The sequence below is a fragment of the Curtobacterium sp. VKM Ac-2865 genome (assembly GCF_015350905.1).
In the GTDB taxonomy this organism is placed as follows: domain Bacteria; phylum Actinomycetota; class Actinomycetes; order Actinomycetales; family Microbacteriaceae; genus Curtobacterium.
Genome location: NZ_JADKRZ010000001.1, coordinates 688,021 through 700,674 on the forward strand (window position 1 = coordinate 688,021; position 12,654 = coordinate 700,674).

Sequence of the window (12,654 nt, forward strand, 5' to 3'; positions counted from 1 at the left end):
GAGGCCTGAACTGTCCCGGAGGGCGGCGCTGGTCACGCGTCGCGCGTGGTGGCTAGCGGAGCAGCGACAGGACGCCCTGCGTGCTCTGGTTCGCCTGCGCGAGCATCGACGTGCCGGCCTGGCTGAGGATGTTGTCGCGCGTGTACTTGACCATCTCCTCCGCCATGTCGACGTCGGTGATGCGGGACTTCGCAGCGGTCAGGTTCTCCTTGGCCACGTTCGTCACGTTGATGGCGTGGTCGAAGCGGTTCTGGACGGCACCGATGTTGCTGCGAGCGGTCGAGACCGACTTGATCTGCGCGTCGATCGCCACGATCGCCTTCTGGGCGTTCGCGTTGGTGTCGAAGGCGATCTTGCCGTCGGTCCCCGTGGTGAGCGCGTCGGCCACCGTCTTCACGTTCGCCCCGGCGAGGTCGACGTCGATCTTGCTGGCGTCGTCGCCGTTCGCACCGACCTGGAACGTCAGCTTGCCGTCCCCGGCCGCACCGGCGGACCCGTCGAGCAGGTTGATGCCGTTGAAGTTGGTCGAGGCCGAGATGCGGGTGAGCTCCTTCTGGAGCTCGCCGACCTCGGTCGTGATGGCGGTGCGCGAGTCGGCGTTGTTGGAGTCGTTGCCGGCCTGCACGGCGAGGTCACGCATGCGCTGGAGGATGGAGTGGGTCTCGGTGAGGCCACCTTCAGCGGTCTGCACGACGGAGATGCCGTCCTGCGCGTTGCGGGCGGCGACCGTGAGGCCACCGACCTGGGACTTCAGCCCCTCGGAGATCGACAGACCGGCCGCGTCGTCGGCAGCACGGTTGATGCGGAGACCCGTCGAGAGCTTCTCGAGGGACTTCGACAGGTCGTTCTGCGTCGAGTTCAGGTTCCGGTACGTGTTGAGTGCCGAGAGGTTGGTGTTGATGGACATACCCATGGTGAATTCCTCCGTGAAGTGTGGGTCTTCGCCGGCCCGTCCGTGGGCTGGCATCGTTGCCTGTCGGCCGGTCGGCCGGAGGCGTTAGGAGAACGGGGACGGATTTCTCCGACATCGTCCTCCTGGTCTCAGCTCGCGACCACCTGGTGGGTCGCGGCCGCGTGCTGCACGGCGCGGGCGACCCCGGCCGTGGCGTTCGCGGCCACGCGGGCCAGGTAGGCGCTGCGGCGCGCGGCCGTGGTGCGCGACGCGGGTTCCGGGGCCGGCTGGCCGTCGCCGTAGTGCGTGGCGAGGCCGTCGCGGAGCAGGCGCATCGCCTCGGAGCGCTGCTGCGAGACGGCCGAGTGGGTGATGCCGAGCTCGGCGGCGACGTCGGTCACCGAGCGGTCCCCGAAGTAGACGGCCTCCACGACGAAGCGCATGCGCTCCGGCAGTGCCTCGACGGCGGCGCGGAGGTAGCGGTCGCGCTCGGTGTCGACGAGCTCGTCCCCGGGGAGCGGCAGGTCGGCGGCGACGGTGTCGTGCACGGTCTCGTCGATCGGGCTCGTCGTGCGGCCGGCGTCGCTCATCGCGTCCACGGCGGTCTGACGGTCCACGCCCATCGCGTCGGCGATCTCCTGCACGGAGACGCTGCGGCCGAGACGGGCGGACAGGGCCTCCTGCGTGGCGAGGACCTCGCGGATGCGCTTGCGGGTCCCCCGGCTCGCCCAGTCGGCTGAGCGCATGTCGTCCGCGAGCGCGCCGGTGATGCGCGTCCTGGCGTACGCGCCGAACGGGACGCCGAGTGTGGGGTCGAAGGCGTCGGCGGCCGCGACGAGGGCGAGCGAACCGACGGCGGCGAGGTCGTCGCGGTCGAGGTGGGTGGCACGGGCGCGGACGTCGGCGACGATGTAGCCCACGAGCGGCAGGTGCTCGACGATCATCGCGTTGCGTTCGGTGCGTTCCATTGGTCTTCCCCTGGTCGTCTCGTGCTGACTGACCCCGTCCGTGGGCACGACGAACACCGGCCGCGTGGTGGCCGGTCGGTACGCCGAGGTCCCGCCCGGTTCCCTCCGAGCGGTGCACCGACGCCGTTCCCGACGCCGTCCGGGTGTCCCCCGGTGGTGCGCTTCTGAAGGTAGCGGCTGGCAATCGGCTGGACACCCCTGTGAACGGCCCCAATGCGGGGGGACGAGGGGTCTGGATGGGTCCGCATTCGGGGGGACACGGGCAGGAGAACGACCGTTCCTGTCCCCTGTTCTGAGGGTGGCGGCGGGCCGCGTGGGGCGTCCTGCTTACGCGCTTCCCGGACTGGCCGATAGTCCATCGTGTCCGACTGGACGACCGACAACGGGAGGAGCTGATGAGCGTGAACGACCTGTCTGCCGTGCTCTGGCGCGAACGAGAGCTGCTCGAGATGCTCACCTTCAAGCTCGAGGAGGAGCAGCTGCTGCTCGCCGCCGGCCGCTCCCGCTGGGTCTCGCACGCCAGCCGTGAGGTCGAGCAGGTGCTCGCACGCCTCCGCACCACCGGCCTCGAGCGCAGCGCCCAGAGCGCCGCCGTCGCCGAGGAGTGGGGCGTCGACCCCGACGCTCCCCTGCGCGAGGTCGTCGCCGCTGCCCCGGCCGGCCCGTGGGGCGAGATCCTCGCGTCGCACCTGCAGGCGATGCTCGAACTGACGACGCAGATCGGCGCGCTCCGGGACGAGAACGACCGCTTCCTCCGCACCGCTGCACAGTCGACCGAGGAGACCCTCGCCGGGTCCGTCGGCGACACCGCCACCTACGACGCCGCCGGGGTCTCCGGGCGCTCGGACGGCGAGGCACGCCTCTTCGACGGGAGCCTGTAGCCATGGTGAGCACCTTCGGGTCCCTCGCGACCGCGTACTCCGGCCTGAGCGCCGCCCGTGCCGGCATCGACGTCACCGGGCAGAACATCGCCAACGCGAACACCGCGGGCTACACGCGGCAGCGCGTCACGCAGTCGTCGGTCCCCACGGCGCAGACGGGCTTCATGCGCGGCACCGCGGCCCTCGCCGGCCAGGGCGTCTCCATCGACGGGATCGCCCGGCTCGGCTCGATGACCCTCGACGCGGGTGTCCGTGCAGCCGCGGGTTCCTCCGCGTACGCCACCACCCGGGCCACCGCCCTCGATCAGCTCGAGACGGGGCTGCACGAGCCCGGCACCGACGGACTGTCCGCGAAGCTCGACGCGTTCTGGTCGTCGTGGAGCGACCTCGCGTCGCACACCGAGGACCCCGGCGCCGGGACCGCTCTCCTCGGCGCGGCCGGCACCGTCGTCGCCGCGCTCGCCAGTGGCTCGAAGGCCGTCGACGCCCAGTGGACGAGCGTCCGCGGAACGGTCGTCGGCCAGGTCCAGCAGCTCAACGACGCGGCGAAGCAGATCGCCGACCTGAACGGCCGCATCCGCGCCACCCTCGCCGGCGGCGGCAGCGCCAACGAGCTGCTCGACCAGCGCGACCAGCTCACCGAGCAGGTCGCATCGCTCGCGGGCGGCACCACCCGGACCAACGCCGACGGCACGGTCGACGTGCTCATCGGCGGGAACCCGCTCGTGCAGGGCAGCGATGCCCGGTCGATCGCCCTGGGCGGCGGCACCCGACTCAGCGACGGCGCGCCACTCACCCTGACCTGGACCTCCGGTTCCGGCTCGGCCGTCGGGCTCGGCGGCGGCTCCATCGCCGGCAACCTCTCCCTGCTCGCCCCGGCGAACCAGGGCGGGACGGGCGGCGCGCTCGCGCAGGCCTCCGCCGCCTACGACGCCACCGCCACCGCGATCGCGACGCAGGTGAACGCTGTGCACCGCACCGGCACGACCGCGGCCGGCGCCACCGGGACCGACTTCTTCGCGTTCGCTGCCGGGGGCCCCGCAGCGCAGGGCCTGACGGTCCTGCCCACCGACGCGAGCGGCCTCGCGACCCGGAACGCCGCCGGCGACCACGACGGCTCCGTCGCGGACGCCATCGGGCAGCTGGGCGCTGCCCTGGACGCTCCCGACCGCACCTGGTCCGCCTTCGTGGCGGGCGTGGGCACGGCCTCCCGGTCGGCGACGTCCGAGTCCACGCTCTCCGGCCTCGCGCTCACCAGCGCCAGGACCCAGCAGCAGTCCAGCGCGGGCGTCGACCTCGACGAGGAGAACGTCAACCTGCTGAGCTACCAGCACGCGTACCAGGGCGCGGCGCGCGTCCTGACCGCCGTCGACGAGATGCTCGACACCCTCATCAACCGCGTCGGCCTCGTCGGGAGGGGATGACCGTGATCGCCCGTGTGACCACCCAGATGTCCATGGCGGCAGCCACCAACCGGCTGCAGGCCGGAGCCGCGAAGCTCGCGCAGCTGACCGAGCAGGCCACCACGCTGAAGAACATCGGCAAGCCCTCCGACGACCCCGTCGGCACCGCGTCCGCGATGCAGGTCCGCAAGGAGCAGGCCGCGAACGCGCAGTTCACCCGCAACGCGGACGACGCCGCCGGCTGGCTCGCCACGACCGACAGCGCCCTCGGCGACGTGTACTCCGTGCTGGCCAAGGCCCGGGACCTGACGGTCCAGGCCGCCAACACCGGCAGCATGAGCGACACCGACCGGGACGCCGTCGTGACGCAGCTCCGCGCCCTGTCCGCCGACCTCGCCGCGTCCGCCAACACGAAGTACGGCTCCCGCTCCGTGTTCGCCGGCTCCACCACCGCGGCGACCGCGTTCGACCCGGCCACCGGGTGGGCGTCGTCCACGGCGACCGTGGACCGTCGCATCGGGGACGGCTCCTCGGTGCGCGTCGACACCTCCGGCCAGGCCGTGTTCGGCACCGGCAGCACCTCGGTGTTCGCTGCGATCGACTCCATCGTGACCGACCTGCAGAACGGCGTGAACGTGAACCCCCGGCTGAACGAGCTCGACGCGCACCTGACGACCGTGCGCGGCGTGCAGGCGGACGTCGGTGTGCGGCACGCGTCCGCGCTCACCGCGCAGTCCTCGTTGAAGTCCTCCTCGGTGGACCTCGAGGCCCGCCGGTCGTCGGTCGAGGACAAGGACCTCGCGAAGGCCGTCCTCGACCTCCAGCTCCAGCAGACCAACTACCAGGCAGCGCTCGCGGTCACCGCGAAGGTGCTGCAGCCGACCCTGATGGACTACCTCCGATGAACATCGCCCTCACCTTCACCGTCGCCCCGTTCGGCCTCGAGCCGCTCTCCGCCTTCGTGCTCTCCCCGATCGAGCACACCGACGGCCTGTTCGCGCTGGTCGGCTCGGGCTCCACGGACACCGGGGTCGAGGACCCGAGGCTGTTCCTGCTCGACGCCGCGGTGCACCTGCCGTCGTACGCGCCGGAGCTGTCGGACGTTCAGGCCGCCTCCATCGGGCTGGACTCGGCCGCGGACGCGATGCTGCTCGTGGTGGCGAACGCCGGGTCCGGCTCCGATGCCGGCATGACCGTGAACCTGCTCGCGCCCGTGGTGGTCAACGCCCGCACGGGTGTCGGCGCCCAGTTCATCCTCGACGGCCAGGACCTGCCGCTGCGCGCCGAGCTCGTGCGGGCGTAGCGCGGGGGCGGCGCCCGCCCGGCCGCCCCGCCGCTGCCTCCCCTGCCGCTGCCCTCGCCCGTCCGCCACCCCCGCCGGTCGGAACTTGCAGACGCATACGTCGACTCCGCAGAAGTCGATCACGCTGTGTCACGTCGAATGATGCGGACGCAACGTCCTCGTGCGCATCAATCGACACCGCACGAGTCGAACGACTGATGCGATGTCGGTCGTTGCAGACGAACGAGTCCTCCACACCTGCGCGCTGCGACCGACTCCTCCACAGATCACCCGACGCTGCCGATCGGTTCGCATGACTTCCGTGACCATCGGTCCATGGGATCAGCGGCCTTCGACATAGAACTCATGCGGACCGGGACACTCGGCAGCGCGGAGCGGCGAGCAGCGGAACGTGCCGCTCGGCGGGGCACGCTCGAACGGGTTCGCCCCGGGGTCCTCGTCCGTGCTGGGTCGATCAACAGCCTCCGCCCTGCCGACCGCCACGTCCTGCTCATCCGAGCGTCGGTACCACGCATCCCGGTCGGGGCGGCGGTGGGCTGGTTGTCCGCGAGCAGCCTCCTCGGACTCCCGCACGTCGGCCCGTGGCCACCCAAGGTCCACCTCCTCGACGCCACGACGACGCACACGACGGTCACGGCGTGGTTCGTCCGGCACGGGGTCTCCCAGCACCCGTTCTCAGAGCCGGGTCTGGTGAACGGCATCCCCGTCGCCCCACTCCCCCGGACGATCGTCGACGTTGCCGCAACGCAGCCGGCCCTTCGATCCGTGCCCGCCATCGACCACGCGCTCAGGCACGGGCTCGCCTCAGTCGACGACCTGACACGGGAGCTGGCGGCCGTCGAGCCGAAGGGGCACACGCGGGCACAGGCTGCCCTGGCGATGGGTTCGACGCTGTCGGGATCGCCAGCGGAGTCCATCGCACGTGTGCGCTTCCGCCAGCTGGGAGCGCCCGACCCGGTGCAGCAGCACGAGTTCGCGCGCGTCGGCGAGCGACGAGCCAGCGTGGACTTCTGGTTCCCGGACCAGGGCGTCGTGGTCGAGGTCGACGGACGGGCCAAGTACGAGGACCCGGCGATGCTCGGCGGCAGATCGACCGCTGATGCCCACTGGCAGGAGAAACGTCGGGAGGACTTCCTGCGCTCGTTCCCCGAGGTGCGGTTCGTCGTCCGGTTCAGCTGGTCCGACCTGATGGACCTCGAGATCGTGCGGGCAACGCTCGTCCGGGTGGGCGTCCCGTGCCGATGACGTCCCAGAGTGCACGTGAGCAGGCAGCCACTCAGCTCGTTGGTTCGACCGGGTGGTGTGCTCTCTGCCGGTCCACCTCGAGCCTCGTCGTCCCGGGGCGGGCACCCGCACCGACGCCGATGACCTCGCCGACACCCACACGGACACCGTGCACACGTCCCGTCCCCTTGATGACACCGCCGCGGTCGTCCGGGTCCGGCGCGGAGTGGTCCCCGCCGTCTCCGAGAACCACGTCCCGCACCGCGACGGTGCCGAGGACCTGCGACCCGGCACCGAGTGACGCCGGCCCCTCGACGAAGACCCCGCCCTGCAGGCGGACTGCCTCGCCGACCTCGACGTCAGCGCCCCGACGAGCAACGATCGTGACGCCGCCTGGGCCCAGCAAGGCTCTGGCCCCGATCGAGACCTCGCCGTCGTCGGCGATCACACTCACCGACCCCGGGCCGAGCACCGCCCCCGGCGCGATCGTGATCGACCCCGTACCCCGCGCAGACAACACCACGCCGGGGTACAGCACCACGTCGTCGCCGAGTGCTATTGCTCCGGACACCAGCGTCGACCCCGGGTCCAACACCGCCACCCGAGGGGCCAGCGCCGCCACCTCACCGACAGTCCGGTACCCGGCAGCCCGCCGGACGACGTCGAGCGCGTGTTCTGCAGCCATCCAGCGACCCTCCCACATGCTCGGCGTACCGTTGCGGCATGGCCCCGAAGCAGAACAACCGGTCGGACCAGCGGGACCAGGCGATCATCCCCCTGCCCTCCGCGCCGATCGACCAGACCACCCCCAAGCCCGACGTCCCCACCACCACCACCAAGGGCTGGGCCAAGATGCTCGACCGTGTGATCGACGTCCAGCGCCCCGTCGTCCTCGCGCACGTCAACGCTGTGCGGCGGCGTCACCCGAACGCCTCGCCCGCCGAGATCATCCAGATCCTCGAGCGGCAGTACCTCGCCGCAGTGACGACCGGCGGCGCTGCCGTGGGTGCGAGTGCGGTGGTGCCCGGCATCGGCATGGTGGCGAGCTTCGGCCTCAGCGGGGCGGAGACGATCGGCTTCCTCGAGACAACGGCACTGTTCGCCCAGTCCGTGACCGAGGTGCACGGCATCGCCCTCGACGACCCGGAGCGCTCGCGCACACTGGTCATGGCGATGATCCTCGGCGCGCCCGGCACCCAGCTCATCAAGCAGCTCGCGGGCCAGGCGGCCGGCGGCCAGGTCCGGACGGCGTTCTGGGGCGAGATGGTGGCGTCGTCGCTGCCCAAGCAGGCCGTCAGCGGGATCGGCAAGCAGATCCGCGACTCGTTCATCAAGCGCTTCGTGGCACGTCAGGGCACGTCGATGCTCGGGCGTGCGCTGCCCTTCGGCATCGGGGCGGCGGTGGGCGGGATCGGCAACCACGCACTCGGACGCAAGGTGATCCAGGCCTCGCGCGAGGGCTTCGGCCTCCCGCCGACGCAGTTCCCGATGATCCTCGACCAGAAGGCCCCGAAGCAGCTCGGCCGTGGACTGCCCTGGCGCCGCAAGGGCAAGCAGGACGACGCCGACGACACCGGCGACCAGCAGCGGCGGTCCGACACGGCGCTCTGACTCCACCCGCAGACGGACAGGAGGCCCGTGGCGATGCCGCCACGCGCCTCCTGTCCGTCAGCGGATCGGCTCCAGACCGCTCAGCGCCGCGCCTTCGCGGTCGCCCGCGCGTTCGCCTTCTTGATCGCCTCGACCAGCTCGTCCTTCGTCATCGAGGACCGACCACTGATCTCGAGCCGCTTCGCGACGTCCATCAGGTGCGCCTTCGACGCGTTGGCGTCGACGCCGTCCTCGGTCGTGCCCGAGCCGCGCGTGCCCGCAGCGCCGGAGTCCGACGGCCCCGAGGACTCCTTCTCCTCCCAGTGGTCGCCGACCTTCTCGTACTCGTGCTTGACGGCCGCAAAGGCGGTGCGGTGCGCCCGCTCCCCCTCGCCGTACGTCTCGTTCGCCGAGTCGAGCGTCTTCGCGTAGACCTCCTGCGCGTGCTCCGGCGACCGCTGCAGGGTGCTCGGGATCTCGTCCTTCGCTGGCATGTGTCCTCCTCCCCTCACCATCACCGGTACTCGCAGGGCCTGGCAGCCCGCGGAGAGCAGCGGGTAGACCAGACCCATGGACTACACACACCTCGGACGGACAGGGTTGTCGGTGTCACGAGCAGTGCTCGGCACCATGAACTTCGGACCGGAGACCAGCGAGGACGACTCGCACGCGATCATGGACCGGGCCCACGAGCTCGGCGTGAACTTCTTCGACACCGCCAACGGCTACGGCGGCTCGGTGGGCAAGGGCGCCACCGAGGAGATCATCGGCCGCTGGTTCGCCAAGGGCGGTGGGCGCCGCGAGAAGACCGTGCTGGCCACCAAGGTCTACGGCGAGATGATCCAGTGGCCGAACGGCGGCAAGCTGTCGGCGTACAACATCCGGCAGTCGCTGGACGCCAGCCTCCGTCGCCTGCAGACCGACCACATCGACCTGTTCCAGATGCACCACGTCGACCGGGACACCCCGTGGGACGAGATCTGGCAGGCCATGGAGCTCGCCGTCGCCCAGGGCAAGGTGCTCTACGTCGGCTCCTCGAACTTCGCCGGGTGGCACATCGCCCAGGCGCAAGAGGCCGCGAAGCACCGCAACTTCCTCGGCCTCGTCAGCGAGCAGTCGATCTACAACCTGGTGGTCCGGGACGTCGAGCGCGAGGTCCTGCCCGCCGCCCGCCACTACGGCCTCGGCCTGATCCCGTGGTCCCCGCTGCAGGGCGGCCTGCTCGGCGGCATCATCGAGAAGACCGAGCAGGGCTCGCGTCGACTCAGCGGCCGCAGCGCCGAGTACGTCGAGGGCCACCGCGACCAGCTGACCGCGTACGAGGGCTTCGCGAAGGAGCTCGGCCACACCCCGGGCGAGCTCGCGCTGGCCTGGCTCCTCCACCAGCCCGGCGTCACCGCGCCGATCACGGGGCCGCGCACGATGGAGCAGTGGGAGTCGGCCGTCCGTGCGACGGACATCCGCCTCGACGACGCGGCGCTCGCGCGCCTCGACGAGCTCTTCCCCGGCCACAAGACGTCGCCGGAGGACTTCGCCTGGTGACCTGAGCCAACAGCCTGGAGGCCCGGTGCGCGTCCGACGCGCACCGGGCCTCCGTCATGTGCTCACCCTGGCGCCCGCCCCTGGCGATCGGTACCGCGGGCCGCAGCACCGTGCGGGCCCGCCCAGCCCGTGCCCGCTTCCACACCCGGTGCGAGCTCGTGTCTCGGCACGGAGTGGTCAACCTCGCACCAGGCCCAACGACAACCGCGCGCAACGCCACGCGCACCGCGCCACGAACAGCGCACCCTCGCCACCAACACACCGCGCACCACACGCCGACGGCCCCCACGCCGGAGCGCAGGGGCCGTCGGGCCGGACAGAGGCCGGGAGCTACCGGACGGAGACCGGGGTGCTGTCCTCCTGGTCGTAGAGGACGTAGCCCTCTTCGCCGTGGACCGCGGTGTCGATGCCGGCGACCTCGTCCTCGGTCTTCACACGGAAGCCGATGGTCTTCTCGATGATGAACCCGATGATGAAGGCCAGCACGAACGAGTACGCACCGACGGCGCCGGCGGCTGCGGCCTGCTTGCCGAGCTGCTCGAACGAGCCGGAGTAGATCAGGCCGGTGTCGTTGGCGAAGAAGCCGAGGAACAGCGTGCCGAAGATGCCGCCGACCAGGTGCACGCCGACCACGTCGAGCGAGTCGTCGAAGCCGAGGCGGTACTTCCAGTCGATCGCGAAGCAGCAGACGATGCCGGCGAGGAAGCCGAGCACGATGCCCCAACCCGGGGTGAGCGCAGCGCAGGCCGGGGTGATCGCGACGAGGCCGGTGACGGCACCCGAGGCGGCACCGACGGACGTGGCCTTGCCGTCCCGGAGCTTCTCGATGAGCAGCCAGCCGAGGATCGCGGCGGCCGGGGCGGCGAGCGTGTTCACCCAGGCGATGGACGCGATGCCGTCAGCAGCGCCCTCGGACCCGGCGTTGAAGCCGAACCAGCCGAACCACAGGATCGCGGCACCGAGCAGGACGAAGGGCGGGTTGTGCGGCTTGTGCGCGCCCTTGGCGAACCCGACGCGCTTGCCGAGGACGATCGCCAGGGCGAGACCCGCTGCACCGGCGTTGATGTGCACCGCGGTACCACCGGCGAAGTCGATGACGCCCCACGTGGCAGCCCAGCCGGAGGTGAGGTTGAACACCCACGAGGCGACCGGGAAGTAGACGACCGTGACCCAGACACCGGCGAAGATCATCCACGCGCCGAACTTGGCACGGTCGGCGATCGCACCGGAGATGAGCGCGACCGTGATGATCGCGAACGTGGCCTGGAAGCCGACGAAGGCCATCGAGGGGTACGCGGCGTCGATCTTCGAGGCCGTGGCCTCCTCGAACGCCTGGCCGAGGCCGAGCTGGTTCCAGTCGATGCTGAAGAACCCGACGACGCCGGAGATCGCTGTGTGGTCGCCGGTGTTGGCGAACGCGATCGCGTAGCCGTAGAGCACCCAGAGGACGCTCACGAGCGCGATCGCTCCGAACGACATCATCATCATGCTGATGACGGACTTGGCCTTCACCAGTCCGCCGTAGAAGAACGCCAGGCCTGGTGTCATGAACAACACCAGCGCCGCCATCACCAACACGAACGTCGTGTTGCCCTGATCAAGCATGTCTCGCCTCTCGGTCGCGGTACGGATCGAGTCCGCCTCGGGTAGGACAGAGTCTGGCGAGGTGGTGTTTCACAGGGGAACGCAGCGTGTTTCGCGGGTGTAACGCGATGCGCTGCCGTGTAAACGTCGTGTTACCGGCAGGCAGGGAACGGCACCGGATCGGCCTGGAGGCTCCCCCGGACCCCGCCACGCAGCCGCCGGCGCCCAGGCGGTCCAGCCCAGAGCGCGGCTCAGTCCAGAGCGCGGGTCAGCGCGACGACGCGGCTCGCGGCGCGCAGGTACTTCTTGCGGTACCCGCCCTCGAGCATCGACTCGGGGTACACCTGGTCCAGCGCTGTGCCCGACGCGACGATCCGCACCTGGCCGTCGTACAGCCGGTCGACGAGCGCCACCCAGCGCAGCGCGTCCGTCTGGTCGCGGAACTCGGACACGTCGGTCAGCCCGACGGCGTCGAGCCCGTCGACCAACGCGACGTACTTCGAGGGGTGCACCGATGCCAGGTGGGCCACGACGGACCGGAAGTCGTCCTGTGTGACGCGAGCGGGGCCTCCCGGCAGTTCGGCGGCCACGTCGGACACGACGCGAGCCGACTCGTCCACGGCCCGTCGACGGAAGTCGAGGCCGTCGATGCGCATGGTGTCGAACCGGTCGGACATCGCCTGGATCTCGCGGAGGAAGTCCTGCGCGGCGAAGCGCCCCTCGCCGAGGGCTCCTGGTGGTGTGTTCGACGTGGCGGCGAAGCGGGTGCCGGTGTCGCTGAGCTCCCGGATCAGCCGCGTCATCACCATGGTGTCGCCCGGGTCGTCGAGCTCGAACTCGTCGATGCACACCAGCGACGTGCCGCGCAGCAGGTCCACCGTCCCCTGGAAGCCGAGCGCGCCGACGAGTGCGGTGTACTCGATGAACGTGCCGAACGTCTTCCGGCCGGGCTCTGCGTGGTAGGCCGCGGCCAGCAGGTGGGTCTTGCCGACACCGAACCCACCGTCGAGGTAGACCCCGGACGTCGTCGGCGTCTCCGGAGCGGCTCGACGGCGCCCGAACAGCCCGCGCTTCGCCGGCTCCGGGCGGGTGGCGACGAACGCGGCGACGGCGTCGCGGACGTCGGCCTGGGACGGGTAGTCCGCGTCCGGCCGGTAGGAGTCGAACGACGCGTCCGTGAACTGGGGCGGGGGCACCAGCGCAGCGGCCATCTGCTGCGGCGACACCTGCGGGTCACGGTCGACGAGGTGCTGTGGCAAGGAGGGCC

At 70.9% G+C, this 12,654-nt stretch carries 13 protein-coding genes; 7 read left to right on the plus strand and 6 right to left on the minus strand.

Annotation, left to right across the window (positions count from 1 at the left end):
- Positions 1 to 52: 52 nt before the first annotated feature.
- On the minus strand, positions 53 to 913 hold the full coding sequence (locus ITJ54_RS03315) for a flagellin (RefSeq protein ID WP_194625861.1): 861 nt from the start codon (positions 911 to 913) through the stop codon (positions 53 to 55).
- A 128-nt stretch (positions 914 to 1,041) separates the two neighbouring features.
- Positions 1,042 to 1,860: a sigma-70 family RNA polymerase sigma factor gene (locus tag ITJ54_RS03320; protein ID WP_194625862.1), complete on the minus strand. Its 819-nt coding sequence runs from the start codon at positions 1,858 to 1,860 to the stop codon at positions 1,042 to 1,044.
- Positions 1,861 to 2,255: 395 nt separating this feature from the next.
- On the opposite strand from ITJ54_RS03320, the gene ITJ54_RS03325 reads away from it, so the two are divergent.
- From ITJ54_RS03325 to ITJ54_RS03345, 5 genes are all read left to right on the plus strand, one after another.
- The gene (locus tag ITJ54_RS03325) at positions 2,256 to 2,741 is read left to right on the plus strand and encodes a flagellar protein FlgN (RefSeq protein WP_194625863.1); all 486 of its coding nucleotides are present in this window, start codon (positions 2,256 to 2,258) and stop codon (positions 2,739 to 2,741) included.
- Between the two features lie 2 nt (positions 2,742 to 2,743).
- Complete coding sequence (gene flgK, locus ITJ54_RS03330) at positions 2,744 to 4,165, plus strand: flagellar hook-associated protein FlgK (RefSeq protein WP_194625864.1); 1,422 nt, start codon at positions 2,744 to 2,746, stop codon at positions 4,163 to 4,165.
- The gene (gene flgL / locus ITJ54_RS03335) at positions 4,162 to 5,049 is read left to right on the plus strand and encodes a flagellar hook-associated protein FlgL (RefSeq protein WP_267237970.1); all 888 of its coding nucleotides are present in this window, start codon (positions 4,162 to 4,164) and stop codon (positions 5,047 to 5,049) included. The genes flgK and flgL overlap by 4 nt, the downstream gene beginning before the upstream one ends.
- Positions 5,046 to 5,447: a flagellar assembly protein FliW gene (gene fliW / locus ITJ54_RS03340; protein WP_194625866.1), complete on the plus strand. Its 402-nt coding sequence runs from the start codon at positions 5,046 to 5,048 to the stop codon at positions 5,445 to 5,447. Before flgL ends, fliW begins: the two co-directional genes overlap by 4 nt.
- A 315-nt stretch (positions 5,448 to 5,762) precedes the next feature.
- Positions 5,763 to 6,692, plus strand: coding sequence for a hypothetical protein (locus ITJ54_RS03345; protein ID WP_194625867.1), 930 nt, complete (start codon positions 5,763 to 5,765; stop codon positions 6,690 to 6,692).
- Positions 6,693 to 6,723: 31 nt separating this feature from the next.
- Here ITJ54_RS03345 and ITJ54_RS03350 read toward each other — a convergent pair whose 3' ends face one another.
- Complete coding sequence (locus ITJ54_RS03350; protein WP_194625868.1) at positions 6,724 to 7,356, minus strand: hypothetical protein; 633 nt, start codon at positions 7,354 to 7,356, stop codon at positions 6,724 to 6,726.
- Positions 7,357 to 7,394: 38 nt separating this feature from the next.
- Here ITJ54_RS03350 and ITJ54_RS03355 point away from each other — a divergent pair, with 38 nt between their 5' ends.
- The gene (locus tag ITJ54_RS03355) at positions 7,395 to 8,282 is read left to right on the plus strand and encodes a hypothetical protein (protein ID WP_194625869.1); all 888 of its coding nucleotides are present in this window, start codon (positions 7,395 to 7,397) and stop codon (positions 8,280 to 8,282) included.
- An 80-nt stretch (positions 8,283 to 8,362) separates the two neighbouring features.
- Here ITJ54_RS03355 and ITJ54_RS03360 read toward each other — a convergent pair whose 3' ends face one another.
- The gene (locus ITJ54_RS03360; RefSeq protein WP_194625870.1) at positions 8,363 to 8,755 is read right to left on the minus strand and encodes a ChaB family protein; all 393 of its coding nucleotides are present in this window, start codon (positions 8,753 to 8,755) and stop codon (positions 8,363 to 8,365) included.
- A gap of 76 nt (positions 8,756 to 8,831) precedes the next feature.
- On the opposite strand from ITJ54_RS03360, the gene ITJ54_RS03365 reads away from it, so the two are divergent.
- Positions 8,832 to 9,803: an aldo/keto reductase gene (locus ITJ54_RS03365; protein WP_194625871.1), complete on the plus strand. Its 972-nt coding sequence runs from the start codon at positions 8,832 to 8,834 to the stop codon at positions 9,801 to 9,803.
- A gap of 330 nt (positions 9,804 to 10,133) precedes the next feature.
- Here the strand turns inward: ITJ54_RS03365 and ITJ54_RS03370 are convergent, their stop codons facing one another.
- Together ITJ54_RS03370 and zapE are read right to left on the minus strand one after the other, a co-directional pair.
- Positions 10,134 to 11,408 (minus strand): ammonium transporter, encoded by a 1,275-nt coding sequence (locus tag ITJ54_RS03370; RefSeq protein ID WP_194625872.1) that lies wholly within the window; start codon positions 11,406 to 11,408, stop codon positions 10,134 to 10,136.
- A 230-nt stretch (positions 11,409 to 11,638) separates the two neighbouring features.
- Entirely contained in the window at positions 11,639 to 12,646 is a 1,008-nt protein-coding gene (gene zapE / locus ITJ54_RS03375; protein WP_267237971.1) for a cell division protein ZapE, read from the minus strand.
- Between the last annotated feature and the right edge of the window lie 8 nt (positions 12,647 to 12,654).

What these genes read in the sequence shown, in the direction of transcription:
- ITJ54_RS03345 (WP_194625867.1), top strand. Translation starts at nt 5,763, where the DNA reads ATGGGATCAGCGGCCTTCGACATAGAACTCATGCGGACCGGGACACTC.
- ITJ54_RS03370 (WP_194625872.1), bottom strand. Translation starts at nt 11,408, where the DNA reads ATGCTTGATCAGGGCAACACGACGTTCGTGTTGGTGATGGCGGCGCTG.
- flgK (WP_194625864.1), top strand. Translation starts at nt 2,744, where the DNA reads ATGGTGAGCACCTTCGGGTCCCTCGCGACCGCGTACTCCGGCCTGAGC.
- ITJ54_RS03315 (WP_194625861.1), bottom strand. Translation starts at nt 913, where the DNA reads ATGGGTATGTCCATCAACACCAACCTCTCGGCACTCAACACGTACCGG.
- ITJ54_RS03355 (WP_194625869.1), top strand. Translation starts at nt 7,395, where the DNA reads ATGGCCCCGAAGCAGAACAACCGGTCGGACCAGCGGGACCAGGCGATC.
- ITJ54_RS03325 (WP_194625863.1), top strand. Translation starts at nt 2,256, where the DNA reads ATGAGCGTGAACGACCTGTCTGCCGTGCTCTGGCGCGAACGAGAGCTG.
- ITJ54_RS03350 (WP_194625868.1), bottom strand. Translation starts at nt 7,356, where the DNA reads ATGGCTGCAGAACACGCGCTCGACGTCGTCCGGCGGGCTGCCGGGTAC.
- fliW (WP_194625866.1), top strand. Translation starts at nt 5,046, where the DNA reads ATGAACATCGCCCTCACCTTCACCGTCGCCCCGTTCGGCCTCGAGCCG.
- flgL (WP_267237970.1), top strand. Translation starts at nt 4,162, where the DNA reads ATGACCGTGATCGCCCGTGTGACCACCCAGATGTCCATGGCGGCAGCC.
- ITJ54_RS03320 (WP_194625862.1), bottom strand. Translation starts at nt 1,860, where the DNA reads ATGGAACGCACCGAACGCAACGCGATGATCGTCGAGCACCTGCCGCTC.
- ITJ54_RS03365 (WP_194625871.1), top strand. Translation starts at nt 8,832, where the DNA reads ATGGACTACACACACCTCGGACGGACAGGGTTGTCGGTGTCACGAGCA.
- ITJ54_RS03360 (WP_194625870.1), bottom strand. Translation starts at nt 8,755, where the DNA reads ATGCCAGCGAAGGACGAGATCCCGAGCACCCTGCAGCGGTCGCCGGAG.